The following is a 26,896-nucleotide window of genomic DNA, read 5'->3' as shown; positions in this document are numbered from 1 at the left end:
GTTTATTAAATGGCTCATGAATTGTGCTAACTAAGGGACACAGATAACTAGATTAAGAAGCAATTGGTGCTGTTACTTCATCTTTTTTCACTTCAGCCACCAAACCTTCGGCATAAGCTTGGCGATAACATCCACTCATCTTAATCGCTAAGTACATATCAGAACGAATTGTGATACCACCATCGCCCATACTCATACCGGCTAATTCACACCACTTTTGTAACTGCCGCTTACGACCTGCAAGAATTAAGCGCATTCCTTTTCGTTTTAAGATGCCATGGATATCGTCCAAAACAGCCATAACACTCACATCCATATGGGTAAAACTTGCTACAGCATCAATAATGACACAGGTTGGCGGTGTTTCTTGTTGGCTTATCTGCTGCAATAATCGTCGTTTAAAATACGCAGCATTAAAATAGGTCAATGGCGAGTTAAAACGGTAAATAAACACCCCAGGAATGGCTGCCGCTTTATCGCTATCATCTAAGCTCCGCAGAACCCCTTTATCATCCAGACCCATGGTTTGATCGCTTGGACGCATCACAACTCGAATAAACTGAAACAGCCCCAATAATACCGCAAGAGTAATCCCTGGAATTACCCCGATAATCAATACCGCAATAAAGGTAATAGTTGCTAATAAAAATGCATCTCTATCACGGGTTTTAAGTGCCCACATACCAATAAAATCGAGTAATGAGATAGAAGATATCACCAAAATCACCCCTAATGCTGCATGAGGGATATAGCGTAATGGCTCATAAACAAATAGAGCAATAACACCTATAACAATTGCTGCAATAATAGATACTAGCTGTGATTTGCCACCACTAGCATCGTTTACGGCTGTCCGAGAGTCTGCACCACTAATTGCAAAGCCTTGTGAAAGAGCAGAAGCCAAGTTTGCAATACCTAATGCTCGAAACTCTTTATCTGCATCAATTTCATAACCATTACGTGCAGCAAAGCTTCGTGCTGTTAGCATCATGCTCACAAAACTGACCATAGCAAGGTTTAACGCTGGCATCACTAATTCACGAGTTAAACCTAAATCAAATACTGGCAATGAAAATGTTGGCAATCCTCCCTTAACATCACCTAAAATTGCGATGCCATACTGATCAAGATGCAAAATGAAGACAGCAAAAGCCGCAATGGCAATCGCTAACATCGCAGCAGGCCAAGTTGGTTTAAATCGTTTAAATAGTAAGTAAACTAATAGGGTAAATGCTGCGATTCCAACGGTAGGCCAATGGATAGAAGCAAGATAATCGGGTACAGCATAGATTCTTTCAAGCAAGTGCTTCTCTTCAAACTTCACTCCCGTAATTTTGGCAAACTGCCCCACAATAATTGTTATCGCAACACCATTTAATAATCCCATTAAAATCGGACGAGAAAGAAAATCGGCCAAAACCCCTAATTTAAACCGACTAGCAATAAGACACCACAGCCCCGTCATAATCGTCATGGTGACAACCAATTGAAGATGCTTAACACTGTCTCCTGCCGCAAGGGGCGTTACAACCGCAGCAATAACAGCACACGTTGCAGCATCAGGCCCAACGATAAGTTGACGTGATGTTCCAAAAAATGCGTAGGCAATCATTGGTAATACACACGCATACAGACCCGCAATTGCATTTACACCAGCAAGTTGGGCGTAAGCAATCGCAACAGGCAGTGCAACCGCAACTACAGACAGCGCAGCCCTTAAGTCATCAGGGAACCAACTTCTATCGTACTTTTGCAAAGATTTCAGACCTGGAATCAAATCGTGTATTTTGAGAGAAAAAGAGTGACTCACTTATCGTCCTTTTAAAACCGATTAGTTATATCGTTAAAGTACTAGGTTTAATGAGAATAATTCTAATTGGAAATAGAATTAAAAGAAGTGGGTATATGACATTTACAGCAAATTATTACGTATTCTTATCCCTAGTGATGAATAGAGCAAGCAAATTGTATATAAAACAGCCTAATCTTGGGTGAATTATCAAACAAAAGAATTTCTTTTTTTGTGGATATAAAATACAGCCTTTTAAAAGCATTCAGTTTACTAACATTATGATGCTAAGTTATTTTCTTAAATCCCCTCTCATTTAGATAAGCTTTAGTTGTTCTTTTTCAATTGGTTACATTTTTGATTTAGATCAATAAATGTTATTTTAGATTCATTTCTTTGATTTAAGTCAATGCAAAACTATTCTATTTACCTACAAAGCACTAAATTAGCAATTTTATTTACCAAATGTGATGGTTATCACAGAGCGTGAAATACATATAATCCGCATCAATAGAACAGCTTTATCTAACCAGATTACAACGTATCGCTCAGCCCCTATAAGCCAACCAAATAAATTAAAAATGGCTATAGAGAAAATAAAGTCAGCCCTACCGCCGAGGTTTAGTGATACACCGTTGAGTTTTCTTACTGAAGATCTCAACACTTGATAACGAGCCAAAAATTTACCGTAAGAGCTTGTTATTGGTAACCGAATTTAACTCTTTTTTGATTTAGGCGTTAGCCGGCACTGAACTCAGTGCTTATGTGAGGAATTCGTCATGTCACGAATCGTAATTGTTGGCGGTGGTGCTGCAGGTATCGAGCTTTCAACCCTATTAGGTCGCGCAGTTCGTAAAGAAGATGAAGTGATCTTAATTGAACCAGAAACTCATCATTACTGGAAACCTCGTTTACACGAAATCGCAGCAGGTACTTTTGATAGTGATTTAGATACTGTTTGTTACTTTACTCATGGTGCTAAACATGGATATCAGCATTATCAAGGGGCTATGACCAATATTGATCGTAACAACAAACAAGTTATTGTACGTCAACCAGATGGTGCAGAAAGCTTAGTAGATTACGACTATCTTGTTATTGCAGTTGGTGCGGTAAGTAATGATTTCAACACTACTGGCGCTCGCGACCACTGTTTATTCTTAGATTCTGCAGTTCAAGCTCGTAAAGCGTGGCACCAAATCAGCCACCTGCTACGCTCAGGTCACGATCACGCAATTAATATCGTTGGTGCAGGTGCAACAGGTGTTGAGCTTGCGGCTGAGCTGGCTCGCGTTAGCCAGAAACTTCAACGTTATAAGGCCGCAAAACTGCATATCAATTTAATTGAAGCAGCACCTCGCGTATTACCAAACTGCCCTGAAAAGATGTCGGATAAAGCACTTAAAGAGCTAAATCGCAATAATATTAACGTACTTGTTGATACTCGTATTAGTGAAGTTACTGCTGAGGGTATGACAACATGTGATGGTCAAACACTAAATGCTGACGTTCAATTTTGGGCTGCTGGTGTTAAGGCGCCAGATTGGCTTCGCGGTTTAGGTGACTTTACATACAACCGAATGAACCAAATTGAAGTTAATATGAATTTAACTACAACGGTTGATGATCATATTTTCGCACTTGGCGATTGTGCCGCAATTCCACAGCCAGACGGTTCGTTTGTTCCACCTAAGGCTCAAGCCGCTAACCGAGCAGCAGTACACTTAGCGAAAAGTTTAAGTGGTATGCTTCGTGGTAAAGCACTAACCGATTTTGTATTTGAAGATAGCGGTATGATTGTTGCAGTGGGTCACCACTTTGCTGTTGGTGCTTTAATGGATGGCAAACTGGTACTTAAAGGCCGTTTGATCCGCCGTTTATACGATACTATTTTCCGATTACATCAACGTACGGTTTCTGGTGTCTTTAACGTATCTCGCTTAATGATCACAAAACGACTTAAATCCGTGTTCAAACCCGCTAGTATGTAATTCATTACAATTGTAGAAAAAAGGCGCTATATCTTAGGATTTAGCGCCTTTTTTGTATCCAAATTCATCCCCGCCTTCTTCATGCCTTGATTGTTGATCACCAGTAATAATCAATTTCAAAAATACCGTATTATCAAAAAATAAGAAATAACTATACTAGCCGCACTTAGTTAATTTGAATGGTTAATGGGCATAGTTAATACCCCATCAACATAATCATTTTCAAGCTCAGATCGACTCCGAGCATATCAATAAGGTAACAACATTATGTCACGAATTGTCGTTGTCGGTGGCGGAGCCGCTGGACTTGAACTTTCGACTCTATTAACTAAATCGGTTCGTAAAGAAGATGAAATCGTTTTAGTTGAACCAGAAACTCATCACTATTGGAAACCTCGTTTGCATGAAATTGCGGCTGGTACTTTCGACAGTGAATTAGATACTGTGTGTTACTTCACTCATGGTGCTAAACACGGCTATCAGCACTATCAAGGTGCAATGAAAGATATAGACCGAGTCAATAAAACAATTACGGTTCAACGCCCAGATGGTACTGAATCAGGGATAAATTATGATTATCTGGTTATTGCCATTGGTGCTGTTAGCAATGACTTTAGAACAACAGGCGCACAAGATCATTGTTTGTTCTTAGATTCAGCAAGCCAAGCTCGTCAAGCGTGGAACCAAGTGAGCCAGTTACTTCGATCTGGCGATGAACACGCGATTAATATTGTTGGCGCAGGTGCAACAGGGGTTGAACTCGCGGCCGAATTAGCTCGTGTAAGCCAAAAACTACAGCGTTATAACGCCGCTAAATTACATATCAATTTAATTGAAGCCGCTGACCGTGTGTTACCGAATAGCCCAATCGCGATGTCCAGCAAAGTACTCAAAGAACTACAGCGTAATAACGTCAATGTTCTTCTAAATACTCGGATTGCAGAAGTTACTGATATGGGAATGAGAACCTCTGATGAGCAATTCTTACATGCAGATGTTCAATTTTGGGCCGCAGGGGTAAAAGCCCCAGACTGGCTTAACGGAATGGGTGGATTGCAATATAACCCATTAAATCAAATAAAAGTACGAGCAAACTTAACAACCACCGAAGACCCAAATGTATTTGCCTTAGGTGATTGTGCATCGATTCCGCAAGCTGATGGTTCATTTGTACCACCAAAAGCACAAGCGGCTAATCGCGCAGCGGTACATTTAGCAAAAAGTCTCGGTGACATGTTAAAACGCGGTTACCCACCGACTGATTTTGAATTTAAAGATAGTGGAATGGTTGTCGCTGTAGGCCATCACTTTGCTGTCGGCTCTTTTGCCCCAGGTTCAAAACTGGAAGGTAAATTAGTTTTGCAAGGACGCTTAATCCGTCGTTTATACGATACGATTTTTCGCCTTCATCAACGAACTGTCACCGGTATGTTTACTGTTTCTCGCTTAATGATTACCAAGCGTTTGAAATGTGTATTTATGCCTAAGTAACAGAGTGTCACTTTTCAATCAAACCAATAACAACAGGCACAAAGAGAGTCAGTATCTGCTTACTCTCGCCATTAATTAATAATAGAAACAATAAATGAAGAACTTTTTATCTAAACTATTTTCAACATCGAAAGCTATTAATATGACTACATCAAAATTTAATCTGCACCCAGCTCTAAACCAAGGATTTGCGGCTACACAAGCTAACTTTACTGGAGGCCTATTAAGCTGCAAATGTAAAACTCATCAAGTTACGGTAAAACTAACAGCACAAACGGCACATAACCATGCTTGTGGTTGTTCAAAATGCTGGAAACCAGAGGGCGCTTTATTTTCTCAAATCGCAGTAGTACCGAGCGACAAACTCACCGTTATTGCTAATGCTAACAAACTTCAAGTTGTAGACACTGCAGCCGTGATTAAGCGCCACGCATGTAAAGAATGTGGTGTTCATATGTTTGGTCGTATCGAAGACTCTAATCACCCATTTTATGGCTTAGACTTCGTTCATACTGAACTGTCTGAGCAAAATGGCTGGACTGCTCCATCTTTTGCCGCTTTCGTTTCTTCTATCATCGAAGCTGGCACAGATCCAAAAGATATGGATGCTATTCGCAGTCAGTTTGCAGAAATTGGTCTACCAACTTATGACTGCTTATCTCCTGCACTAATGGATGCAATTGCAACCCATGTGTATAACCAAAACCATAAGTAATTTGGTTATCGTCTAAGGGGATAAGAATTTCTATCTCCTTTGCTTCAGCCTTGGTTGATACCTAACGTCAAAGAGCTAGCGATTATCTCACGTTGTTTGTATTGAACTTATATCAGTGACGATACTCTGAATCCAATTTCTTAAGACCAATTGGATATATAGCCAAGGCTGAACAAGAAAAGGCTTTACTCGAAATAAAACGTTTTCTTGTTCATTGCTAATGGTTTTCACGCCATTAATTCTCTTATCTGTGCTTAGGCACGAACCTTCTTGTATTGAGGATGGCACTTGCCACGCTCTGGGATAACACTCAGAGCGTTTTTTTATTTGCCAGCAATGATGACCCAATTAGCTATACTCAAAAATGCATGAATTATGCAAATTAAGAATATCCACCTTCACAAAAACAATAAACAAACCATACAAAAATGGTAAACTATAACATGTAAGCATAAGTCAGCTTTATCTATTTACGTCATTCGACAAGGTAGAAAAACAACAATAACAACTAGAGAATATTAATGAAACGCACCATTTTTAAGTCCTTACCGTTCCAATTACTGATTGCAGCCGTTGTTGCATGGGGCGTAGTACAAATTTTACCTATCAGCTCTGAGTTTGTTCAGTCTAGCTGGTTTCAGTTAATTATGATGTTCAAGACAACCTACATTGGCTTGTTAAAAATGGTGGTGGGCGCTGTCGTATTACTGTCTCTTTTACAAGGGATAACCAGTATTGGTTCAACCGTTAAATTAAAATCTCTCGGTGCTAAAACCATTGCTTTTTATTCATTAACTTCTATTTTAGCCATCTCGCTGGGCTTAGGAGTATCCTTGTCCCTGCCGCCATGGCCTCAATTGATTGATCCAAATACCGTTGCGCTTGGTAGCAATGTCACTCTAATTGATAGTAGTTCATCATCAGGTGGAGCCATTGTTGAAAAGCTCTTTAAAATGGCCTTGGTAAATCCATTTCAAGCCTTAGCAACAACCAACTTACTGGGTATTGTGGTCTTTGCCCTTCTATTTGGTATTGCACTACTTGCCACTTTACCGGAGAAACACCCAGTATTTGAGGTTATCAACGGGCTTAATCACAGCTTAAATCGACTGGTTTCTGCCATTATTAAGCTAGCGCCTTTAGCTGTATTTGCCATCGTTTTTGAATTTACCTTAAAAAGTGGCAACGCATTATTTGGCGAATTAGCTCGTTTTGCTCTTTTAGTCTTTACCTTAACACTCATTCATGGCGTGATTGTCTTACCGAGCATTGCTAAATTAGCAACTGGGATCTCATTTAAAAAGTTGTTCAGAGCTTTATCTGCTCCAATGGCCATGGCATTTGCAACGTCATCTAGCTCAGCCACACTACCTCTTTCAATGCAAACAGCTGAGAATGAATTAGATATCTCACAGTCCACCAGCAGTATGGTGTTGCCATTAGGCTCAATTATGAATATGGATGGAACCGCTCTCTTTGAAGGGGTTGCCGCTATTTTTCTTGCTCAGCTATACGGTATCGATCTGGGAACAACTGGCCTGATTATGATCTTTATTATGGCGATGGTCTCTTCTATTGGAGCACCAGGAATGCCATCAGGATCCATGTCTGGAATGCAATTGGTTATGCTTGCAGCTGGTATTCCACTAGAAGCTATTGCAATTTTATTACTGATTGAACGCCCTCTTGATACCTTCCGTACTGCGGTGAATGTTGAAGGTGATTTAATTGCCGCACTTGTGGTTGATAAATGGCAAAATAAAACTTCCGCTTAATCGATTAATTAAAAATTGGTGAGCTATTCATAAAAAAACAGAGCCACTCAATACCTTTATATTGAGTGGCTCTGTTTTATCAAATCAAGAATATCGACGATTTAAAGCATTCTAGAACGAGCTTTCGCAATCACAATTAAACGGTTCGCAAGCACTTTTTGTTTTGTGCTACCAACAGTTTGAATTTCCCTTAATAATCGAGCCAGTTCTGTCTCAAAATATTTCTGTTTTTTGGTGCGCATGAGCGTCCGTATAAGCTTATCTGCATTCTCTGGCAATGGCTGATTTAACGCCCACTCATAGCTATATTGCTGATACGCACCGTCGCTAGATGGTAACTCTATTTCTCGTTCTTTTGGCGGTTGAGCCATATTGTCTAATCGTCCTAAACGCTGGTAATAACCATACACAATAGGCGATTTATGATGAGGTAATTCACCCTCTTGATACAGTTTCTCTCCAACCGTTTGGGCAACATCCACTTTTGACTCTAAAACAAATTGACTGGCGTTTTTGTTGGCGCGAACGTAACTCTCTTTTTTCTTTGGCTCAACCGTATAGTAGACGCGAGCAACATCTTTCGCTCGTGTCATGGCAACATAGGCTAAGCGGCGCTCTTCTTCCGTATCAGCGGCTAATCCAGCACTAGAGCGATTCATATACGGAAAGGCATCTTTATCCCAATATGGCAGATAAACTTGGCTAAACTCACACCCTTTAGCGCGAAAAATTGTGGTGACCTGTACCCCATTGATATTTGGCTGCTGGGCTTGATGTTGATCATGATGAGTCGATTGCTGTGTATAATATTCAAAATATTGAAGCGCTTTCTCACAATGTTGATCCATAGACTCAAGCACTGTTTCTACACTGTCTAATCGTTCAACCGCTTCTTCAATTTCAGATGCCGTAGCCTCCGTTTTCCAAATCCAATTATCTAACTGGCTCTCTTTACGGTACTGACGATACACATCAAGCGCTTTAAATTGCCCTTTACGACGCAAAGTAATCAGTAACTCGACTCGATCAATAAACGAATCTAAATTCAACGCTGAATAAATTTTCTCTGCTTTTGTTACATAAGCTCGCCACTGCTCTATTGGTCGATTCGCTAATTCATCACACAGAGGCTTAAGATCTTTATTGGGAACATAACAGTGTGGAAATGCCATGATATTAAAGAGAAAACTAGAGCGCTGCTGCGGTGACTGTTGCTCAAAACGCCCGATAGCAAAACCTAAAATATCCATCAGCAACCGGACTTCCCGACTATGACCCAATACCGAAGGCACTGGCATTTGATAAGGGATCTTTTTGGTCAAAAATGCCAATTCAAATAACAGTGTTTGCGACCAACGACGAACCAAGATTGCCACATCTTTAGCTTGGCCACCTTGTTCTAAAAACTGCTGAATAGACTGCGCAATTTCACCAACTTGGCGCTCAGAACCAACCACTTCAATTTGGGTATCAGAAACTGACTCATGAGATACCGTTTGAAAGTCATGAAAGCGATTTCGGTTATTCGATATCAAGTGGCTAGCGGCAAGCGCTAAACTGTGTCCAAAACGGAATGTTCTCGATAAGCTATAGGTTTTTGCAGGCGCAAAGTCTCGTTCAAAATTGAGCATAAACTGAGGGGCACTGCCTCGCCATTTATAGATACACTGATCGACATCACCAACAGCAACTAACTGAGACTGAGGACCAAGTAATTGCTTTAGTAATTGATATTGAGCCGTATTAATATCTTGAAATTCATCGACAACAATAAAGCGACACTGTTGATGATAGTATTGTCTTATCGCTTCATTATTTTGAAGTAACTTAACGGTTTCAACCAACCAATCATCAAAGAAAAGTAATTTCCGCTCTTGACGTAACGTTTCAAAATTACGAAATGCTTCAATAATAAATTGATACTCACTACTAATATCAGAAAGGTCAAATACCTCTTTTGGTGGCAGCATATAAGCTTTAACCAATCCAATGAAATTCATTAGCAGTTCAATTGTCTTCGGATCTTTATAGGTCTGCTGCTTTTGATAAGACTTTTCTTGAGCTCCCATCTGACGCAAAACTTGTTTAGCAAGCGTCTTATCACTTTCACCTTGCTGGAAATCGACTTGGTAACCCGTTTCACGTAAATAACCCGTGTGACGCAAGAGCTGATAACAAAAACTGTGAAAAGTATGAACAGGCACCTGCTGCTCAATACCGATACCTTGAAGCTTTTGTTTAAAGTCATTGCGGATATCACGGTTAAACATCAACACCAGCATATTATTCGCTGGAATTTGTGCCAATTTATGCTGAATAAGTCCAACTAAGGTGGTTGTTTTACCTGTACCAGCACCTGCTACACATAGAGCATTACCTTGCTCATGGTGAATAAAAGCAATTTGTTCAGGGGTAAAACAACTCATAATAATAAAGCTCTAAATTAAACATTTTTTGATGCAGCATCATACCACAGCCAAGACCATCACAATGCTCGCTTTTACATTCATGTAACTGGGTATATCTCATCATCAACCAACAAGAAGCAATCCCCGCTTCATAACCCCGCAAATAAATGTGACCAAATACTCATTTTGATGAAACATTAATCGTTCGTTACACTTTAATTGTCGAATGAAGCTAAATAGATTGCGAAACGAAATATTTTACGCTAATTACACTGTATAAAACCACAGTTGTTTAAGAGTATTTTTATTTGTGGCAAATTTTACAACCCATTTCACCGTAGCGGCCGTGGTTAGTGGTGTGGCAGCAGCAGCGTTACTCTCCGCCGAACATGTAATGCCAGTAACGGCCATCTGGTTAGCATTTCTTGGTACCATGGGCGGCTTATTGCCCGATATCGATTCAGATCATTCCACATCGATGAAATGGTTATTTACACTGCTGGCTAGTTTTAGCTGTTTTATCTTGCTCTGTCATATCTACTCACACGTCACTATGTTAGAGCTTTTATTTTATATCGTAGGGCTATTCATCATTGTTCAAGTTATTATCAAAGCTTGGGTACAGAGAATCACTATACATAGAGGTTGCTGCCATTCTATCGCCTTTGTTACCTTATTGGCGCTATGTGTTACACATTTAGCAAGCTTACTCGGTTACAAAAATACCTTTAGTTGGCTATCTGGAGGCTTTGTTTTATTAGGGGGTTTAGTCCACTTAATTTTAGATGAGATTTACAGCGTAGATTTGGCAAACAAGCGCATTAAGTCATCATTTGGTAGTGCCCTTAAGCCTTTTTCTTTGAGCAATCCATTTATTAGCTTGGCGCAAGTGACGGCAATTGTGCTGTTACTGTATTCAGCACCACCAGCCCATTCAACCATACGCTTGCTCAGCCATTGGCAGCATTTTCATTTCAGTCCATCATGGCTAAATATTGACCAAGCTCAATACTGGCTTAAGGATGTACTAAATTCCACAGCAGATAAAATCAAAACTGTTCATATTCCATCGATTTAGCACATAAATCATCAAGATAGATTTTATATACTGGAGCCATTGTTCATAACCTGAATAATGGCTTTTTCTTTACAACACACCACCGCGCAAACGTTTGCTATTTTTAACAAAGCGAGTATGATGCAGGCCATAACCAAGGTTAATCTCCACAACCTTAGAGGTTAACCGTTGAAATTTATGTTTCATGCTTTGATATAGGGATTTCACCATGAGCCTTGCTGATCAAGTTCTTGCTGTCAACGATGACCTACCCATTCGTACTAATCAACCAGTCCATAGCGGTAAAGTTCGTTCTGTCTATTGGTTAACACCAGAAGATAGTCGTCGCTTAATCCAAGAGAAAAATTATAACGTTCAACCCGATGCCGAATTGGCTATTATGGTGATTAGCGATCGTATATCAGCATTCGATTGTATCTGGCATGCCGAAGGAGGACTCAATGGTGTACCGGGAAAAGGAGCGGCATTAAACGCAATTTCAAATCACTGGTTTAGCCTCTTTAAACAACACAATCTTGCTGATAGCCATATTCTTGATATTCCTCACCCTTTTGTTTGGATTGTACAAAAAGCTAAGCCAGTCAAAGTAGAAGCTATCTGTCGTCAATATATTACAGGCTCCATGTGGCGAGCTTATGAAAAAGGTGAACGTAATTTTTGTGGCATTGAATTACCAGAGCGATTAGAAAAAGATCAAAAACTGCCTGAGTTACTTATTACCCCATCAACCAAAGGGATTTTAACTGGTATTCCTGGTGTGCCTGAAGTCGATGATGTTAACGTCACCCGCCAAGATCTTGAAAATAATTTAGCCGCATTTAATTTCCAAGATAAAGCCGATATAGCAACTTATGAACATATGCTAAAAGCCGGATTTACGGTGATAAGCGATGAGCTCAAGCAATTAGATCAAATCTTTGTTGATACTAAGTTCGAGTTTGGCTACGTCACAGATGCTAATGGAAACGAAAAATTAATTTATATGGACGAAGTTGGTACACCTGACTCTTCTCGCATTTGGGATGGTACTGCTTACCGTAATGGCAAAATTGTTGAAAACTCCAAAGAAGACTTTCGCCAAGTATTATTAAACTATTTTGATGACCCTGATATTCTGCTAAATAAAGATCGCATGGATGAGCGTTTTGCATTAGCACGGGATAATGCTTTACCTCAAGAGACTTTAATGGATATCTCGCGTATCTATATTGGAATTGCTGAAAAAATCACTGGACAGAAAATCATACTCAGTCAGAACCCAAAACAAGAGATCATCAAGATCTTAAATGATCAGTACGGACTGATTGATTAATATTTTTTATTTTAATAAGAGGGATATCTTTCCCTCTCTTACTCTCTTACTCTCTTACTCTCTTCACTATATCCAAGACAGAGCTCAAACTATAAAACCTGTTACATAATAATTCATTTCTATTCATATATCACTTTGCCATACATGACTTATTCATAATGGAGAGCATCTTTACACCATGCCTCTTCAACACGTTAATATCGTAACAATTAGGTCTAAAAAACATACGATACATAGTTTAAAAACGCAGCATACATCACTAACACAACTGACTTATTTATTATTATTTTGTCATAATTTTTCATAACAATTTAACAATAAATCACATCATCGTTTTACATCAAAAAACCTTACAAATATTGCAATTACCCCATAAGTATTAATTGAATCTGAATAAACGAATACTTTATGATCGCAAAATAAATAGATTTATAAAAAATATGTCTACGTATTCATTTTCCCTTATTAGCAGGAGTTTCTTTATGAGCAGTGTTACTGATCAAAAAGACCAATCGACGCGCGGCCGCGAATGGAAGGCTTTCCTCTTCATCACAGTCTTTTTATTTCCCATTTTAAGTGTGATGGTAGTAGGTGGTTACGGATTCATTGTGTGGATGCTACAACTGTTTGTGTTTGGCCCTCCAGGCCATGGCATGTAAGTCAAGTACGCATTAGAAATCATTAGAGAGGCACATAATGAAAAACTTTCTTCGCAAAGCTTGGCAGACATTCTCTCGTCCAAGTGTTCATATCAGCTTAGGTGTATTAACCCTAGGTGGTTTTATTGCCGGTGTTATTTTCTGGGGTGGTTTTAATACAGCACTTGAAAAGACCAATACCGAAGAGTTCTGTGTGGGTTGTCACGCAGAAAACGTTGCACCAGAATTTGCCAACACCATTCATGACAAAAACCGCTCAGGTGTTCGTGCAACCTGTCCTGATTGTCATGTTCCACACGAATGGACAGCAAAAATTTCCCGTAAGATTCAAGCAAGCAAAGAAGTTTTTGCTCACTTTGCTGGATTTATTGATACACCAGAGAAATTTGAAGATCGCCGCTTAGTTCTCGCGCAACATGAGTGGGAACGTTTTAGTGCTAACGGCTCTCTTGAGTGTCGTAACTGTCACGACTATGACGGCATGGACTTTAGTAAGATGTCGCCAACAGCTCGTGTCCAAATGAAGAATGCGGCAGAACGAGATCAAAGCTGTGTTGACTGTCATAAAGGTATTGCTCACCACCTTCCAAAGAATATGGACAGCAGCGGTGGCTTAATTTCAGAGCTAGTAAACCTATCACACAACACTAAATATGCTGATGGCGAAACCGTATACAGCGTGCGTTACCTACCTGTGTATGAAGATAAAGATCTAAAGGTTGAAGCCGGTCTTCTTAACCCAGCATCAGGCGTAAAAGTTATCGCGCAAACCGACAAGGCTGTTGAAGTTGAAATTGCTGGTTGGCGTAAAGATAAAGGCTATGGTCGAGTTATTCAGGAAGATTTTGGTATGAATATCCCGGTTGCCTCTCTGGTTAAAGAATCAGCACAAAACGATCAAGTGGTTGATAAATACGAAGAGAAAGTTGACGACTTAACAGGTCTTCCATGGCAGCGCGTAACGGCTAAAGTTTGGATGCCTAAAGATTCTCTTGTTAACGACATTACTCCAGTATGGGAAAAGGCAAAATCGGCTTACACCACTAACTGTTCAGTATGTCACACCCAACCTGCGGAAAACCATTTCGATGCCAATACATGGCCAGGAATGTTCGATGGCATGCTAGCGTTCGTTAACTTCGATCGCGATAGTGAAGCCCTAGTTCGTAAGTATCTTCAAAAGCATTCTTCAGATTTTTCTGATGAGAAGCACTAAGGTTGATGGAGTAAATAACCATGTCTGTATCAAGAAGAAGTTTTCTTAAAGGCCTAACCATGACCAGTGCAGCTGGCGTGATTGGTCCTAGCCTACTGGCTTCATCTAAAGCCTTTGCTGTTGAAACTACAGGAACCTGGAAGTATTCAGGTTCTCACTGGGGTGCATTCCGCGCTCATATCTATGGTGGCCGAGTTCAAGAGATTGAAGCGATCGAAATAGATAAAAACCCGACCGAAATGTTAAAAGGCATTAAGGGCGTTATCTACAACCCTTCACGTGTTCGCTACCCAATGGTACGTCTCGATTGGTTGAAGAAAAACAAGTATAGCGGCGAAACACGTGGTAATAACCGTTTTGTACGTGTGACTTGGGATGAAGCTCTGGATCTGTTCTACCAAGAATTAGAGCGTATGCAAAAAGACTACGGTCCTTGGGCAATTCACGCCGGTCAAACAGGTTGGCGTCAAACAGGTCAATTCCACAGTTGTACTAGCCACATGCAGCGCGCAGTAGGTATGCACGGTAACTACATCACTAAAGTGGGTGACTACTCAACTGGTGCCGGCCAAACCATCATGCCATATGTGTTGGGTTCAACGGAAGTTTACGCCCAAGGTACTTCTTGGTCTGAAATTTTAGATAACACCAAGACATTAATCTTGTGGGCAAACGATCCAGTGAAAAACCTACAAGTTGGTTGGAACTGTGAAACCCATGAATCCTACCCTTACCTTGCTCAGCTAAAAGAAAAAGTAGCTAAAGGTGAGATCAAAGTGATCTCGGTAGATCCAGTTAAAAACAAAACCCAACGTTATCTTGATAATGAGCATCTTTACATTAACCCGCAGACCGATGTGGCGTTTATGTTAGGTGTGGCTCATACCCTATATAACGAAAACCTATACGATAAAGACTTTATCAAAATGTATTGCTTAGGCTTTGATGAGTTTATTGGTTACGTTAAAGGTGAGACCAAAGATAAAGTAGAAAAAACACCAGAATGGGCTTCGGCTATCTGTGGTGTTCCAGCGGACCAAATCCGTGAATTTGCTCGTCTATTGGTAAAAGATCGCACTCAGATCATGTTTGGTTGGTGTATCCAGCGTCAAGAACACGGTGAACAGCCTTATTGGATGGGAGCAGTGGTTGCGGCAATGGTTGGTCAAATTGGTTTACCAGGTGGCGGTATCTCTTATGGCCATCACTACTCAGGTATCGGTGTCCCATCAACAGGATTTGCCGCTCCTGGTGGCTTCCCTCGTAACGTGGATGAAGGCCATAAACCAAAGTGGGATAACAATGACTTTAATGGTTACAGCCGTACCATTCCAGTTGCTCGTTTTGTTGACTGTATTTTAGAGCCGGGGAAAGAGATCCAATACAACGGCTCTAAAGTAATTCTTCCTGGTTACAAAATGATGGTGATCAGCGGTAACAACCCATGGCACCACCATCAAGATCGTAACCGCATGAAGCAAGCATTCCAGAAGTTGCAAACCGTTGTGACTATTGATTATGCTTGGACTGCAACGTGTCGTTTTTCCGATATCGTACTGCCAGCCTGTACGCAGTTTGAACGTAACGATATTGATGTTATGGGTTCTTACAGTGGTCGTGGTCTACTTGCGATGCACAAACTGGTTGACCCACTCTATCAATCTAAAACCGATTTCGAGATCTTTACTGAGTTGACTCGCCGTTTTGGTCGTCATAAAGAGTACACTCGTGGTATGGATGAAATGGAATGGGTAAGCATGTTGTATAACGACTGTCGAGCAGCGAACAAAGGTAAGTTTGATATGCCTGAGTTTGATGTGTTCTGGCAGCAAGGTTTCCTAGACTTTGGTACGGGTCAACCTTGGGTTCGTCATGCAGATTTCCGTAAAGACCCAGAGATTAATGCCCTAGGTACACCATCTGGCTTTATTGAAATTTCTAGCCGTAAGATTGGTCGTTATAACTATGAGCACTGTCAAAATCATCCAATGTGGTTTGAGAAAACAGAACGTTCTCATGGCGGCCCTGGCTCAGATAAACACCCATTCTGGTTACAATCTTGCCACCCAGATAAGCGTCTGCACTCACAGATGTGTGAATCTGATGAGTTCCGTGCTACGTACACAGTACAAGATCGTGAACCTATTTACATGAACCCGAAAGATGCCGCGAAAAAAGGCATCAAAGCAGGCGATGTAGTGCGAGTGTTTAACGATCGCGGTCAACTATTAGCGGGTGCGGTATTATCAGATAGCTATGCCGAAGGTGTGGTGCGAATCGAAGAAGGCGCTTGGTACGGTCCTCTTAATGAGAAAATCGGTGCCATTGATACCTATGGCGATCCAAATACTTTAACAATGGATATCCCAAGTTCCGAGCTTGCTCAAGCAACTAGTGCACAAACCTGTCTGGTTGATTTCGAGAAGTTCCAAGGTAAACTACCACCTGTAACCTCATTTGGCGGTCCAATTGAAGTTAGCTAGTCAGTCAATCTGATTAAGCGCTAAAAAGGCCCGAGTTTTATATGAACTCGGGCCTTTTTGTATCAGCTAGATGTAACAGGATCACCCTCTTGGTCTGGATATCGCCCTGTTATTGATGATTTTTGAACTGCGGCATAACGCTTTTCCCAATAGGTAGCATTTTTAATCCGTAGCTTAATTGGGTTGAAGGTAAAGTCCGTCACCCCAGCGGCTTGTTGAGCCTCATAATCTCGCAAAGCAAAAATATGGTAATAAAAAAAAGCGCCCTATTTAACTTAGGGCGCAAAAAAGAAATGTCAAAACAGGAAATGGTATTTTCTAATTAATCATCTAACTCTTCTAACTCAATTTCACGAGCGATCTTTTGACCATTGCGAACAATACCTTCAATCTCAACTCGTTTACCTGTTAGTGTTGCTAGTGTTAAACGATCTTCATAACGAGTCATGTTATCTACATAAATGGTTTGTGAAGCGCCATTAAAGGTATCAAGTGTGATTGTAGAATTCATCACATTAGAAACGATTCCTTCAGCATCAAACTCATGCCAAGTGCCTTGCTCATGGTCACCATCGTGATCACGGTCAAATTCAATCTCTTTTGCCACACCATTAAGTGCCGTGACTTCAACCAACTCCCCCGTTTTTAAGTTGTTTCGCGATCCATCTTCAAAACGAGTTGAGTTGTCGATAACAAATTGACCACGAGCATTTAGGGTAAATAACGTCTTTTCGTTGTTAATCCAGGTTACTACACCCTCAATTTCTGCATCATCAAAGTCTTCATTATCGTCATAGTTATCAACTTCAACTTCTGTAGCAACGAAAGCACCATCTATCATCTCCCCCGTTACTTCAACCCAATCACCATTACCAATCGTTGGTTCTAACTGAATATTTGCATAATCTACGACGACCTGACCCAGCTTAAATGTAGATGCCGCAGAATCTAACTGAGATAAAGTACCCTCTAACTCATACTTACCAGCAAGGTCAGTATTCTCAACTTCAATCACCGATAAAACTTTATAACCCACTCCAGTTTCGGTCGCCATCGGTAGTGCAGAAACCATCACCCAATCATTAATTTCTATTTCTTTATTTAATTGAGCAAAAGACAACTCCACCCCATTAACGGTAAAAGTGTTGGTTGTATGATTAACTGCTGTCACTTTACCTAATAATGTTGGATCTAGAAAAACGGTAGCGCCAGCCCTTGCCACGTCAGAAACCTGCACCATCATTTGTGGTTTTAATACAGAAACGCCGTCAGCCAAAGGAGTATTTGCATAATTCACACTAGCTACTTGGTAAGAACGACCATTAACAATGATATTACTGCCATTTACTTTATCAATTGTACCTTCTACTAATGCTGGCTTTGTCTCTGGTTTAATATCAGGTTTTGGGGTTGAGCCACTATCACTACTTCCACCGCCACCACATCCAGAAAGAATAAGGCCAATAATCGTAACTAGTGCTAACTTTTTCATGCTAAACCTTTTTATTTAAAGAATAATATTGTTATCGCAGGTATATTAAGCGGGCATTCGTGAAGTGATCGTGAAGAAACGTGAAATATTTTTATGAAAGTACTAATTGTTGATGACAACCATAATATTGCCGAGACCATTGCTGACTATCTTGAACTTGAAGGTATGACGATTGACTGTGCTTATCATGGTGAAGCTGCGCTAAATTTGGTTAAAGAAAATCACTATGATGTGATTATTATGGACATTATGATGCCTAAATTAGATGGCATTAATGCAGTAAAGAAATTACGGGAAGAACAGTTTTGCAACACCCCCATTCTCTTTTTAACCGCCAAGGATCAGTTAGAAGATAAAATTGCGGCATTTAAAGCCGGTGGCGATGACTATCTACTCAAGCCTTTTGCAATGGAAGAGCTCTGCTTACGCCTTTATGCATTAAGTAACCGCGGTCCTCGACAGGATATTGGAGAACTCAAGTTTGCCGACATCACCATTAATACACGCACTGATGAAGTTAAACGCGCCGAAACTGAGATCAAACTCAGTCGAATTCAACTTAAAATTCTCAAATTACTTATGCGACAAGCTCCTAGCATAGTATCACGCCAAGAGGTAATCGAATCGATTTGGGGTGATGAAACTCCGTCCAGTGATGCTCTTCGCAGTCATATATATGGTCTTCGTAATGCCCTAGATAAGGGGTTTGAAACATCAAGGTTAGAAACAATCCATGGTCAAGGCTACCGCATCAAAGATTAGACAATATCCAAGTCTCTACCGCAAAGTTCGCTGGAGTTTTGGTGCAATGACATTTGTGATGTTTGCTCTGTATTGGGGCGTGATTTATATCGCAGAAAACCAGTTAGAGGTGATCAGTCTCCACCACTGGCTCGATACCGAAGCGACCCGGTATGTAATGGATTATCAAACAGACCAAGAGCAAGCAGCCCTTCCTAATAAGTCTGAATTTTCAACTTATTGGAGTGAGCAACCCATGCCAAAATGGTTGGATGGTTATAATAAACCAGGTTTTTATGAACATCTGTTAGGGGATGAGGATAAGCATTTTATTGTATTAAAACACCCATCAGGTAATGGTTTACTCTATTTAGTATTCCAAGACGATGCCGATGACTACCTTGATAGCTATGAAGATAACTTGCACTATTTTACCTTCTTCTTTGGTGGGCTTATCACTTTAGCCATGGCGTTATATGGGGTATATTTTGTACGTACCCTCTCAAAACCTTTTGCAACTATCGAAGAAAAAATCAGTCAAATGCAACCTGACCAACCAGCCTTTTCTGTCGATAGTCAATACAGTGAAACCCGCCACATAGAGCAAGCACTTCTTGATAGCAAAAATAATATTGCTGGATTTTTTCAACGAGAGAAAGAGTTTAGCCGTTTTGCTTCTCACGAACTGCGTACGCCTATTATGGTGATTAAAGGATCTGCCGATTTACTCAAAAAAGTCCCCAATCAGCCACGAGTTGCGCTCAAGGCTATCGATCGGATGCAACAAGCTAGTGATGAAATGCGTATCTTAACTGAGACTTTTCTCCTACTTGGTAAAGAGCATATTGATAACCATTATTATGGTGAATTCAGTCTAGATAGTGCTTTATATCAACAACTTGAGCTTCTAGAGCCCCTATTTGCTAAGCAAGATTCTGGCTATCAGTTAGAGATAAAAAATCCTATCACAGCCTATGCACCAGAAAGTTTTATTACTATTGTTATAAACAATCTGATCAAGAATGCATTTAGCTACAGTATCGGTGATATTCATATTTCACTGGATGCCGAAACATTAACGATCACGAATCGCCATGATGGACATGAGACCTATAATGCAGGTTATGGCTGCGGGCTGGTTATTGTTGAGCGTATTTGTGAACGGATGGGTTGGCAATTTTCAGCGACTGATACTGGCACCCAATTTGCAACAGAGATTCAATTCCACAATAGAAGTTAAAAAACTGGAGGAATAAATATGAAGATCTGTCATTTTTTGCCAAGCCGCAACAGTACTATTTTTATTCCTCTTTTGGTTCTTTGGCTTACCGGATGTACCTCTGTTCCACAACAAGTTTCTCCTGTTACTGCTTTTGAACTCAATCGCTATATGGGCACTTGGTATGAGATAGCCCGCCTTGACCACAGTTTTGAACGTGGGCTTTCTAATATCTCAGCCACTTATCATCTAAAACGCGATGGCAGCGTCGAAGTCATTAATCGAGGTTTTGATATCGAAGATAAAGAATGGAGTGAAGCCATAGGTAATGCCAAAATGGTCAAAGATATTCATACAGGGCACTTTAAAGTCTCATTCTTTGGCCCATTCTATAGTAGTTATGTTGTCTTCCACTTAGAGCCTGACTATAGTGCCGCGCTCGTTAGTGGTTATAGTAACGACTATTTTTGGATTTTATCGCGCACACCAAGCCTACCTAAAGAGAAGATTAACCACTATTTACAGTTAGCAAAACAACATGGCTTTGCGACCGACCAACTCATTTATCCATCACAAATTCAAAATAGAAAAAAGGTGAACCAAATGGCCCACCTTTACAGTACACGTTAAGCAATCGCACCTTTATCCCAGCGTACTTGATGATCGTCAGTTCGCTGCCCTCTTAGCACTTGTTTATGGTATTTAGCCACGACAGAACGATGAGCAATACTGATTAATGTAGTCTGGGGTAACTCATCAAGCAGTAACTGATACATACGCGCCTCAGTCTCTTCATCGAGAGAGGCTGTAGCTTCATCCAAAAATAACCATTTAGGTTGTTGGATAAAAGCACGCAATAAAGCGACTCGTTGCTGCTCACCTGGAGACATCACATGAGCCCAATTATGTCGCTCAGAAAGAACGTCAACAAAACGGCTTAACGAACATTTGTGCATCCATTCCACTAGAGTAGCATCAGAGATCAGAGTATCTTTTTGAGGATAGAGTAAAACATCTCTTAATGTTGCAATAGGTAGATAAGGCCTCTGAGGTAAAAATAGTGCATCGTTATTACGCTCTACTTCACCTTGTGAAAATGGCCAAATACCTGCGATGGTTTTCATTAAACTGCTCTTACCTAAACCAGAAGGGCCAGCAATTAATGTGTGCTCGCCTGCGGCAATAGATAAGTTACCCAGAGTAAATAAAATTTCTTTATTAGGTAACCCAACAGAACACTGGTTAAGCGTTAAGTGGTCTTGATTTGAAAGTTGGATATGTAATTGGCTCTTGATTGTTTGCTCTCTCGCTTCAATCATATGCTCATGATAAGTTGTTAAGCGATCGACACTGGCTTTCCAGCTTGCGATAGAAGCATAAGAGTTAACAAACCAGCTCATAGCATCCATAACTTGACCAAAAGCATTCACGATCTGCATCATCCCACCCAGTTTGATCGCACCAGAGAAAAAACGGGGAGCGGTGATAACCAGAGGAAAAATAGATGCAATTTGCGAATAGCCACTATTAAAGCCAACCATCTGCTTTTGCTTTCGCATAATTTTCCAAGTGTTTTTCCAGACTGAATCAAACTTTAATTCAAGTTCTTGTTGTTCAGTTTTCTCACCTTGATAAAGCGCCACCCCTTCTGCGTTTTCGCGCAAACGGATCATAGAAAAACGAAGATCAGCTTCAAACTTTTGCTGCATAAAATTCAAACCAATTAATGGCTTACCTATTTTATGCATAATCCAACTACCAATGCCAGCATACAATAAAGCAGCCCATACCATCGCCCCAGGGATTTCAATATGATGGCCGAGCAAGTCAACACTCATACTGCCTGATAGACCCCATAAAATGGTAATGAACGAAGCTAGTGTTACAACGGAATTCAACAGCCCTAGAGCTAATCCTAATGTGTCACTGGTAAATTGATTGATGTCTTCTGAAATACGTTGATCCGGGTTATCTGTTTTGCCGTGTTCCAACTCTAATTGATAATAAACACGATGAGATAACCAATCTGAAAAATACACTTGTGTTAACCAACGACGCCAACGAAGCTGAAGCATCATATTGAGGTAAATTCGATAGATAGCAATAATGATAAAACCTGCCGCTATCAATGAAAATTTAATTAATAGGTGGGTAAAAGCCGCTTTATCTATCTGCTGAAGGGCATTATAAAAATCTGCATTCCATTTATTTAGGATGACAGACATATAGACCATACCTAAATTGAGAATGACAATGGCAAATAATAAACCGCGAGCAATCCATTTTTCTTCAGATTGCCAATACGGTTTTGCTAACTGCCACACTTTACCTAAAAAGTGACGGGAACTCAGTTGGACTGAATCAGTCAATTTCATGATACTCCTCTACCCTAACTACTCTCAAAGACTGAGAAGTTAGAGCAGCGGCACAAAACAAAGTTCGCATTAATACGCTTGAGACATAAAAAAACCGCTTAATCCAATGAATCAAGCGGTTTTGTGCGTATATATTCGCAATTCTAGGCGTGTTTTTTCTCAAACTCTGCCATAAAACGAACAAGAGCTTCAACGCCTTCATAAGGCATCGCATTATAAATAGACGCGCGCATACCACCTACAGCACGATGACCTTTCAGTGCTCGCAAGCCAGCTTCATCTGCTTCTTTTAAGAATAGTTCGTCTAATTCTGGATTTTTTAATTGAAATGGCACATTCATCGCAGAACGGTTATCAGGATGAACATTATTTTTATAGAAATCTGAATGATCAATAGCATCATAAAGCAACTTAGCTTTTACTTCATTGCGCTTTTGAATCTCAGCTACACCGCCGATACTCTTCAGCCACTTGAAAACTTCACCAGCTAAATACCACGCAAAAGTCGGTGGCGTATTAAACATTGACTCTTTATCAACAGCTACTGTGTAATCAAGAATACTTGGTAAGATCTGTTTTGCTTGGCCCAATAAATCATCACGAATGATCACGATAGTCAAACCCGCTGGGCCAATATTTTTCTGAGCGCCTGCGTAAATAACCCCGTATTTTGAAACATCAATTTGGCGAGATAAAATCACTGACGACATATCTGCAATAATCGGTTTATCCGTCACCGGTAAATCGCGGATCTCAATACCATCGATAGTTTCATTCGGACAAAAATGCACAAAGGCAGCATCATCTGATAAAGGCCATTGGTTTGCAGGTAAAATAGCGCGCTTACCGTCGCGTTCACAGGTAATATCAACCGCATTAGGCTGACAGTACTTACTCGCTTCTTCGACCGCACTGTGAGCCCAAAAACCACCATCCATATAATCAGCAGTTGTTGCATCACCTAGCAAGTTAAGTGGAACCGCCGCAAATTGGCCTCGAGCGCCACCATGCATAAACAGTACGTGATAATTATCAGGAATAGACAGTAAATCACGCAGATCTTTTTCTGATTGAGCGGCGATTTCTAAAAATGGTTTGCCACGGTGACTCACTTCCATCACAGAAGTACCCAAGCCATTCCAATCAACCAATTCTGCTTGGGCTTTTTTAATAACGTCTGCTGGCATCATTGCAGGGCCAGCACTAAAGTTATAAACCTTATCCATGATGTAGATATGCTCCTGCTATCAAAATAAACATAAAACTGCACTAGCACAGAAGTAGAAATAAACTGTGACTGTGATCTTCTTTATCACTTTTTACACCTTTCAACTTGATCTGAAAAGGTTTTTCTTTATGCGGTCTAGGCTAAAAGTAGAGATATAAAAAAACGCAGCCCAAAGACTGCGTTTAATTTAGAGAATAATACTAAGTTAGTCGTTATTCTTCAGATGAATCGCCCTGCTCAGAATCTGCAGCTGGTGTTTCTGTATTTTCTACTTCGGTGATTTCTGCGTCTTCGATGATATCATCTTCATCTGGCTCATCAATTCGTTGTAGACCAACTACTTTTTCATCTTCTGTAGTACGGATCAGAGTGACACCTTGAGTATTACGACCCACACGGCTTACTTCGGCTACGCGAGTACGAACCAGAGTACCACCGTTGGTGATCATCATAAATTCGTCACCCTCAAGTACCTGTACCGCACCAACAACTGAACCATTACGCTCAGAAACTTTGATGGATACAACACCTTGAGTTGCACGGCTCTTCGCTGGGTATTCCTCAAGCTCTGTACGCTTACCGTAACCATTTTCAGTCACAGTTAATACATCACCATCATTGTGAGGAACAATCAGAGATACTACATTGTCGCTCTCTGCCAGCTTGATACCGCGAACACCCGCAGCTGTACGGCCCATAGCACGTACTTGGCCTTCGTTGAATCGAACAACTTTACCTGCTTTAGAGAACAGCATAATGTCATTGTTACCATCTGTGATATCAACACCAATCAGTGTATCTTCATCACGAAGGTTAACCGCGATAATACCAGCACTACGAGGACGGCTAAAGTCAGTTAGAGGAGTCTTCTTAACTGTACCGTCAGCCGTTGCCATAAAGACAAACTTATCCGCTTCGTATTCTTTAACCGGAAGAATTGCGGTAATACGCTCATTCTCTTCAAGAGGAAGAATATTAACAATCGGCTTACCACGCGCAGTACGACTTGCTAATGGTAACTGGTACACTTTCAGCCAGTACATACGGCCGCGAGTCGAGAAGCACAAGATAGTATCGTGAGTATTGGCAACCAGCAGACGCTCAATAAAGTCTTCATCCTTCATTCGAGTTGCTGCTTTACCTTTACCACCACGACGTTGAGCTTCGTAATCGGTTAGTACTTGGTACTTAACATAGCCTTCATGAGATAAAGTCACTACAACATCTTCTTGGTTGATCAAATCTTCCAAATCAATATCGTGAGTTGCCGCTGTGATCTCAGTACGGCGAGCATCATTAAACTGCTCTTTAACTAGCTCTAATTCTTCACGAATTACTTCCATTAAGCGCTCAGCACTTGACAGGATATGCAGTAATTCAGCGATTTCTTCTAATAAAGTCTTGTATTCATCAAGAATCTTTTCGTGCTCAAGACCGGTTAGCTTGTGCAAACGAAGATCAAGAATCGCTTGTGCTTGTTGCTCTGTTAAATAATACAGATTGTCACGAATACCAAACTCTTCAGCAAGCCAATCAGGACGAGCGGCATCAGTTCCGGCACGTTCAAGCATTGCAGCAACGTTACCTAGCTCCCAACCACGAGCAACAAGGCCTGCTTTAGCTTCAGCTGGTGTTGGCGCACGGCGAATAAGCTCGATGATTTCATCGATATTTGCCAGAGCAAGAGCCAAACCTTCTAAGATATGAGCACGGTCACGAGCTTTACGAAGTTCGAAAATAGTACGACGAGTCACCACTTCACGACGGTGGTTAACGAAGCACTTCAGCATCTCTTTTAGGTTGAACAGTTTAGGCTGGCCATTGTCCAGTGCAACCATGTTGATGCCGAAAGTTGTTTGTAGCTGAGTTTGTGCGTAAAGGTTGTTTAGAACCACTTCACCCACAGCATCACGCTTACATTCAATAACAATACGCATACCGTCTTTATCTGACTCATCACGTAGTGCACTGATGCCTTCAACTTTCTTTTCTTTAACCAGTTCAGCAATCTTTTCAATCAAGCGAGCTTTGTTCACCTGATATGGGATTTCTGTAACGATAATGGTTTCTTTACCATTCTTGTCTACTTCGATCTCTGCTTTTGAACGCATGTAGATCTTACCGCGACCAGTCTTATAGGCATCAATGATACCTTTACGACCACTGATCATTGCCGCAGTTGGGAAGTCAGGACCAGGAATGTATTCCATTAACTGATCGATAGTGATTTCTTCATTATCGATGTAAGCCAAACAACCATCGATGACTTCACCTAGGTTATGTGGCGGAATGTTAGTTGCCATACCAACGGCGATACCGGATGAACCATTTACCAGCAGGTTTGGAATTTTCGTTGGTAGTACTGCTGGAATATGCTCGGTACCGTCATAGTTAGGTACATAATCAACCGTGTCTTTTTCAAGATCAGCAAGTAGCTCGTGAGCAATTTTCGCCATACGAACTTCGGTATAACGCATTGCCGCAGCCGAGTCACCATCGATAGAACCGAAGTTACCCTGACCATCCACCAGCATATAACGAAGTGAGAACGGTTGAGCCATACGTACGATAGTGTCATAAACAGCGCTATCACCATGAGGGTGATATTTACCGATTACGTCACCAACCACACGGGCAGATTTTTTGTAAGCTTTATTCCAGTCATTGCCCAGTACATTCATCGCGAATAAAACGCGGCGGTGTACTGGCTTTAGGCCATCACGCACATCAGGAAGAGCACGACCAACGATAACTGACATCGCATAGTCGAGGTATGAGCCTTTCAGCTCCTCTTCAATGTTTACGGGCGTGATCTCTTTTGCAAGATCGCTCATGGAGCCAATATCCCTCAGGTAATTTCTATCGTATTTTTGATACGTTTAAGGTTCGAAAATATAGCATATTTCGGCCTCAATAGGCACACC

At 40.8% G+C, this 26,896-nt stretch carries 18 protein-coding genes; 12 read left to right on the top strand and 6 right to left on the bottom strand.

All coding sequences use genetic code 11. From position 1 onward, the window contains the following. Positions 1-52: 52 nt before the first annotated feature. Positions 53-1,810 (bottom strand): SulP family inorganic anion transporter, encoded by a 1,758-nt coding sequence (locus WAX86_RS05925; RefSeq protein ID WP_376788110.1) that lies wholly within the window; start codon positions 1,808-1,810, stop codon positions 53-55. 758 nt (positions 1,811-2,568) lie between these two features. On the opposite strand from WAX86_RS05925, the gene WAX86_RS05920 reads away from it, so the two are divergent. The 4 genes from WAX86_RS05920 to WAX86_RS05905 all read left to right on the top strand — a co-directional run bounded on the left by WAX86_RS05920 (position 2,569) and on the right by WAX86_RS05905 (position 7,761). Next, a complete protein-coding gene (locus WAX86_RS05920) occupies positions 2,569-3,780 on the top strand; it encodes an NAD(P)/FAD-dependent oxidoreductase (RefSeq protein WP_005299942.1) in 1,212 nt (403 codons plus the stop codon). Positions 3,781-4,047: 267 nt separating this feature from the next. Further along, positions 4,048-5,271: an NAD(P)/FAD-dependent oxidoreductase gene (locus tag WAX86_RS05915; protein WP_065172328.1), complete on the top strand. Its 1,224-nt coding sequence runs from the start codon at positions 4,048-4,050 to the stop codon at positions 5,269-5,271. 142 nt (positions 5,272-5,413) lie between these two features. Then, entirely contained in the window at positions 5,414-5,986 is a 573-nt protein-coding gene (gfa, locus tag WAX86_RS05910; RefSeq protein WP_044177344.1) for an S-(hydroxymethyl)glutathione synthase, read from the top strand. Between the two features lie 521 nt (positions 5,987-6,507). Continuing rightward, on the top strand, positions 6,508-7,761 hold the full coding sequence (locus tag WAX86_RS05905; RefSeq protein ID WP_065172327.1) for a dicarboxylate/amino acid:cation symporter: 1,254 nt from the start codon (positions 6,508-6,510) through the stop codon (positions 7,759-7,761). 101 nt (positions 7,762-7,862) lie between these two features. On the opposite strand, the gene WAX86_RS05900 is transcribed toward WAX86_RS05905, so the two are convergent. After that, a complete protein-coding gene (locus WAX86_RS05900) occupies positions 7,863-10,187 on the bottom strand; it encodes an ATP-dependent helicase (protein WP_341489265.1) in 2,325 nt (774 codons plus the stop codon). 292 nt (positions 10,188-10,479) lie between these two features. Between WAX86_RS05900 and WAX86_RS05895 the strand changes: the two genes are divergently transcribed. From WAX86_RS05895 to torA, 5 genes are all read left to right on the top strand, one after another. After that, entirely contained in the window at positions 10,480-11,247 is a 768-nt protein-coding gene (locus WAX86_RS05895; RefSeq protein WP_065172325.1) for a metal-dependent hydrolase, read from the top strand. 208 nt (positions 11,248-11,455) lie between these two features. Then, complete coding sequence (locus tag WAX86_RS05890; protein ID WP_138240406.1) at positions 11,456-12,559, top strand: phosphoribosylaminoimidazolesuccinocarboxamide synthase; 1,104 nt, start codon at positions 11,456-11,458, stop codon at positions 12,557-12,559. A 482-nt stretch (positions 12,560-13,041) separates the two neighbouring features. Then, a complete protein-coding gene (torE, locus tag WAX86_RS05885; RefSeq protein ID WP_036764069.1) occupies positions 13,042-13,218 on the top strand; it encodes a trimethylamine N-oxide reductase system protein TorE in 177 nt (58 codons plus the stop codon). A gap of 37 nt (positions 13,219-13,255) precedes the next feature. Next, positions 13,256-14,434 (top strand): pentaheme c-type cytochrome TorC, encoded by a 1,179-nt coding sequence (gene torC, locus WAX86_RS05880; RefSeq protein WP_065172323.1) that lies wholly within the window; start codon positions 13,256-13,258, stop codon positions 14,432-14,434. Between the two features lie 20 nt (positions 14,435-14,454). Beyond that, positions 14,455-16,917, top strand: a complete 2,463-nt coding sequence (torA, locus tag WAX86_RS05875; RefSeq protein ID WP_341489264.1) for a trimethylamine-N-oxide reductase TorA — start codon at positions 14,455-14,457, stop codon at positions 16,915-16,917. 322 nt (positions 16,918-17,239) lie between these two features. On the opposite strand, the gene WAX86_RS05870 is transcribed toward torA, so the two are convergent. After that, positions 17,240-18,409: a DUF5666 domain-containing protein gene (locus WAX86_RS05870; RefSeq protein WP_341489263.1), complete on the bottom strand. Its 1,170-nt coding sequence runs from the start codon at positions 18,407-18,409 to the stop codon at positions 17,240-17,242. Positions 18,410-18,502: 93 nt separating this feature from the next. On the opposite strand from WAX86_RS05870, the gene WAX86_RS05865 reads away from it, so the two are divergent. From WAX86_RS05865 to WAX86_RS05855, 3 genes are read left to right on the top strand one after another with little or no spacing between them, the layout of a single operon-like run. Next, positions 18,503-19,171 (top strand): response regulator transcription factor, encoded by a 669-nt coding sequence (locus WAX86_RS05865; protein WP_044175354.1) that lies wholly within the window; start codon positions 18,503-18,505, stop codon positions 19,169-19,171. Beyond that, positions 19,143-20,390: a HAMP domain-containing sensor histidine kinase gene (locus WAX86_RS05860; RefSeq protein WP_341489262.1), complete on the top strand. Its 1,248-nt coding sequence runs from the start codon at positions 19,143-19,145 to the stop codon at positions 20,388-20,390. The genes WAX86_RS05865 and WAX86_RS05860 overlap by 29 nt, the downstream gene beginning before the upstream one ends. Before the next feature lie 18 nt (positions 20,391-20,408). After that, positions 20,409-20,999, top strand: a complete 591-nt coding sequence (locus WAX86_RS05855) for a lipocalin family protein (protein WP_341489261.1) — start codon at positions 20,409-20,411, stop codon at positions 20,997-20,999. Here WAX86_RS05855 and WAX86_RS05850 read toward each other — a convergent pair. The 3 genes from WAX86_RS05850 to gyrA all read right to left on the bottom strand — a co-directional run bounded on the left by WAX86_RS05850 (position 20,996) and on the right by gyrA (position 26,806). Further along, on the bottom strand, positions 20,996-22,744 hold the full coding sequence (locus WAX86_RS05850; RefSeq protein WP_341489260.1) for an ABC transporter ATP-binding protein/permease: 1,749 nt from the start codon (positions 22,742-22,744) through the stop codon (positions 20,996-20,998). The two genes, WAX86_RS05855 and WAX86_RS05850, sit on opposite strands and share 4 nt — an antisense overlap. A 143-nt stretch (positions 22,745-22,887) precedes the next feature. Continuing rightward, positions 22,888-23,970, bottom strand: a complete 1,083-nt coding sequence (gene serC, locus WAX86_RS05845) for a 3-phosphoserine/phosphohydroxythreonine transaminase (protein ID WP_341489259.1) — start codon at positions 23,968-23,970, stop codon at positions 22,888-22,890. 214 nt (positions 23,971-24,184) lie between these two features. After that, positions 24,185-26,806, bottom strand: a complete 2,622-nt coding sequence (gene gyrA / locus WAX86_RS05840) for a DNA topoisomerase (ATP-hydrolyzing) subunit A (protein WP_068968027.1) — start codon at positions 26,804-26,806, stop codon at positions 24,185-24,187. Positions 26,807-26,896 lie beyond the last annotated feature (90 nt).

This window comes from Photobacterium damselae subsp. damselae, from assembly GCF_038086725.1.
GTDB classification, from domain to species: domain Bacteria; phylum Pseudomonadota; class Gammaproteobacteria; order Enterobacterales; family Vibrionaceae; genus Photobacterium; species Photobacterium damselae.
Note: the sequence above shows the minus strand (reverse complement) of the source record. Positions and strands in the feature narration are given on the sequence as shown.